The organism is Vibrio sp. 10N.239.311.G01, from assembly GCF_041465805.1.
GTDB lineage: Bacteria > Pseudomonadota > Gammaproteobacteria > Enterobacterales > Vibrionaceae > Vibrio > Vibrio crassostreae_C.
Genome location: NZ_JBFSRM010000057.1, coordinates 373 through 3,665, shown reverse-complemented (window position 1 = coordinate 3,665; position 3,293 = coordinate 373). Strand labels below are relative to the sequence as shown.

The following is a 3,293-nucleotide window of genomic DNA, read 5'->3' as shown; positions in this document are numbered from 1 at the left end:
GGAGACGAAAAAAAATCCGCTAAGTTTGGCGACCTACGGATTCTTTTTCAAAACAACAAATTTTAAACCAACTGAGCCAAAAGAGGAGCTGATTTACATGAAGTATACGTACAGTAATAACGCATTGCAACCCTCTCAAGTTCAGTTGTTTAAAGCCAAAACAACAAAAGAATCATATGAACAACCTAGAGAGAAGAGTACATGCACACCTACCTAAAAAGCCCTATTGCAGTGACGACAAAACCGCATCCCTGATACGGAACGTTACACATGCGCTCACGCATAGTTACATACAGCTAAACAGCCACCTGCGCTGTGCTTGGCTAATTTTTGACATCGATACACCGTTTACGGGTGAATACGCTTGGGAGCTTAACGGCTTACCATATCCGAACTATATCGCTATGAACCCCGATGATGGTAAGTACCACATGGCTTACGCCATTAACCCGGTGTTTACCTCAGAAAACGCACGCAGCAAACCCTTAGCTTACTTGGCGGCCATACAGCGCACGTACAAACGTTTATTGGGTGCGGATGAAGGTTACGCTCACTTAATGACTAAAAACCCGTTACATAGCGACTGGCGTGTTGTGGTGCTACACGATCACGAGTATTCACTCGCAGAATTACATGATGGGTGCGGTGATCTCGACAAGAAAGAGTACAGCATTGATACAGCCGAGCTGTGCGACTACGAACGCAACGTTAGCCTGTTTAATGTATTGCGTTACTACGCTTACGGGGTGGTGCATAACTTCGATACGTGTCAGGTGTTTCATGCTGATCTTGAAAGCCATGCAGATCAATTAAACCAGAGCTTCAAAGAGCCTATGCACTTCAAAGAGGTCGAAGGTATAGCGAAAAGCATTGCCAACTGGACGTGGCGCAATAAGGCTAATATCCGCCTCAAGGAGCGCAAGCTAAACCTTGACACCAATCAGCCGTTAGAGACTCGACAAGCAGTCGGGGCGCACTACACCAATCAGAAGCGCACAGATAGCGTCCTAAAGCGCATTAACGAGGCTTACACCGCTTTACTTGCAGAGGGCAAGAAAGCTACTCAGAAAGCTGTACAGGAAAGATCTGGGACTGGTATTGCAACAGTTAAACGTTATTGGAAACAGGTCAAAAGCTGATCCTTAAAAAAGGTATCACACGGTGTCTATCAGATATTAGCCCCTTGGGGGCTTTTTTCATTTTGGCTCTTGCTCTTAGGAAATACAGAGTATTACCCAATTTCGTCAATGAGACTCACCGAGAGAGTCAAATTCCTACTGAAACACATACTTGAGAGATTGTAAGTGCCACTTCGATCACTAAAATGTGCCATTTCAGCTTCTCAGAGGCTTCATTTTTGCTATGGTATGTAACGTTATGTCTTGGTGTTACACCTTGGCATGTGTATCGCTTGTGTATCGGAGGTGTATCAAATGGTTAGTGATGGGTTACGTGTCAATGAGGCTGCTAGAGTTACAGGTATAAGCCGTAACACCCTGTATCGTTATATGCGCTCTGGTAAGCTCTCGTACACTGAGAAAGACGGTGTTCGCTACCTTGATCGCAATGAAATCAATGCTATTACACCCACAGAGCTAGCTCAACAAGATTTGTTTAGTGTATCGAACGTTACACCTGATACGCCTAGCAATGCAGAGCTATGTGCTGAAATTAAGGCTTTACGCTCTACAGTTACGAAACTCACTAACGCACTTGTTACACTCAGTGACGTGGTAACACGTATCACTGATACACCAAGGCAAGTAACGACCCCTAAGAAATCAAGCACGCCACCTACTAGCGACAACGAACGCAGAGCTAAAGAGGCTCAAGCCAAGGTTTTCGCTGTCTTGGAGATCTATAAGGACACTTCAAAGAAGCCAAGCATTAGAGCAATGGCTGAAGAGGCAGGAGTCGAGCGTGGCACGTTTTCCAAGCACAAAAAAACATGGGATCAAAAATAGTGACACCTCACCATTGCGTTACTAGGTAACGTTTTGTATGGTTAAGTAAAACAACAATGGTGAAACACTATGGCTAAACAATATTGGAACGATGAAGATCTTACTCACAGAAACCTAAAGCTTAGGTATTTGAGCGATTACGCACTAAAAAACGGACGCACAAAGGGCTTGAGAGAGGTAGAGATACAACACCTTGCAGATCTAGCTTTATTAATTGACGGCACTGAGGCGGCTGATTATTTCGAGTCGTTACCAAGTAACTTTAAGTCTGCTTTTAAAACAGCATGGCGACAACACCAATACAAAAAAAATAACCGTAAAGACTGCTTTACGGTTGAGGTCGATCTGATGGCAAAACTAGCAATCGATAATATGGTTGCCGAGTATCTGGAACACTACCCAACCTCGCAAAAAGAAAACTTGGTTGAACAAAGATCAAGGGCGCTAGAGTGGTTTTTAGGCTGTCACTCACAAGCAGGGGTAGAAATGTACAACGAATGGATGACACCCTCTCAAAAAACGCCATAAAACGCCCTATTTAACATATAGTACCTAACACGCACCACGACCTATAGCTTCATCCAAATCCCCCCATCAAAGCCCCAAAATAGACACTCTAGGGGCTTCAATTTCCACCCAATGCAATCCCCTAATTTGTTAATAAAATTGGTAAGAATAGCTATTAAAGCTCTCAGCCCTAAATCACTCAAAACCCCTAAAATTTGTAATTACGTTTTTAACTTATTAACCTTTAGGTGAGCGGTTAATTTATAGCCAGCATAGATATGTAATTACGTTCCGAAATTTTCATATCACTGGCAAAGGGGTTCGTACCTACCCCTTTAATCCCCTCCAAAAAGCACTGTCTAGCGACAGCCAAAAACAAAATCAAAAGCCATGAGCAAAAGCAAAAAGCCAGTGCGTACCGAGTTGATACAGGTGCGTGTAACCGAGGAAGAAAAGTCACTAATCCAATCTAATGCCAATGGCAATGTTTCGGATTGGTTTCGCACCTTTGGACTTGACCCAAAATCACCACACCCCAAACCAAAATACCGAGAGTTAAAACAAGATCCTGCACTGGTCGCTGAGGTTGCCAAAATTGGCAACAACATCAACCAACTTGCACGGCTTGTGAATAGTGCAAAAAAGTCAGGCGGTTTGATTAACTTGATTAGTGTGCAAGCACGCCTAGCCGAGTCTAACGATCTGCTGAGTAAACTAATCAAACAACAGCCATGATAGTTAAATTCTTTAAGGGCGATCATTCGTCCGTTACTAACGGACTCGAATATTTGGAGGGTGGAACTAAAAGGCGAAAGGTTGCAC

The 3,293-nt window shown here is 43.6% G+C and carries 5 protein-coding genes; all 5 read left to right on the top strand.

From position 1 onward, the window contains the following. Nucleotides 1-217, top strand: a 217-nt coding sequence (locus tag AB6D06_RS22260; protein ID WP_372111890.1) for a hypothetical protein, incomplete at its 5' end; no start/stop codon positions are given. Continuing rightward, a complete protein-coding gene (locus tag AB6D06_RS22255) occupies nucleotides 177-1,139 on the top strand; it encodes a replication initiation protein (protein ID WP_372111887.1) in 963 nt (320 codons plus the stop codon). The genes AB6D06_RS22260 and AB6D06_RS22255, both read left to right, overlap by 41 nt. A 294-nt stretch (nucleotides 1,140-1,433) precedes the next feature. After that, nucleotides 1,434-1,964: a helix-turn-helix domain-containing protein gene (locus AB6D06_RS22250; RefSeq protein WP_372111884.1), complete on the top strand. Its 531-nt coding sequence runs from the start codon at nucleotides 1,434-1,436 to the stop codon at nucleotides 1,962-1,964. A gap of 69 nt (nucleotides 1,965-2,033) precedes the next feature. After that, complete coding sequence (locus AB6D06_RS22245) at nucleotides 2,034-2,492, top strand: hypothetical protein (protein ID WP_372057546.1); 459 nt, start codon at nucleotides 2,034-2,036, stop codon at nucleotides 2,490-2,492. Nucleotides 2,493-2,861: 369 nt separating this feature from the next. After that, complete coding sequence (locus tag AB6D06_RS22240; RefSeq protein ID WP_372111881.1) at nucleotides 2,862-3,206, top strand: MobC family plasmid mobilization relaxosome protein; 345 nt, start codon at nucleotides 2,862-2,864, stop codon at nucleotides 3,204-3,206. Nucleotides 3,207-3,293: the final 87 nt, after the last annotated feature.

What these genes read in the sequence shown, in the direction of transcription:
- AB6D06_RS22255 (WP_372111887.1), top strand. Translation starts at nt 177, where the DNA reads ATGAACAACCTAGAGAGAAGAGTACATGCACACCTACCTAAAAAGCCC.
- AB6D06_RS22250 (WP_372111884.1), top strand. Translation starts at nt 1,434, where the DNA reads ATGGTTAGTGATGGGTTACGTGTCAATGAGGCTGCTAGAGTTACAGGT.
- AB6D06_RS22245 (WP_372057546.1), top strand. Translation starts at nt 2,034, where the DNA reads ATGGCTAAACAATATTGGAACGATGAAGATCTTACTCACAGAAACCTA.
- AB6D06_RS22240 (WP_372111881.1), top strand. Translation starts at nt 2,862, where the DNA reads ATGAGCAAAAGCAAAAAGCCAGTGCGTACCGAGTTGATACAGGTGCGT.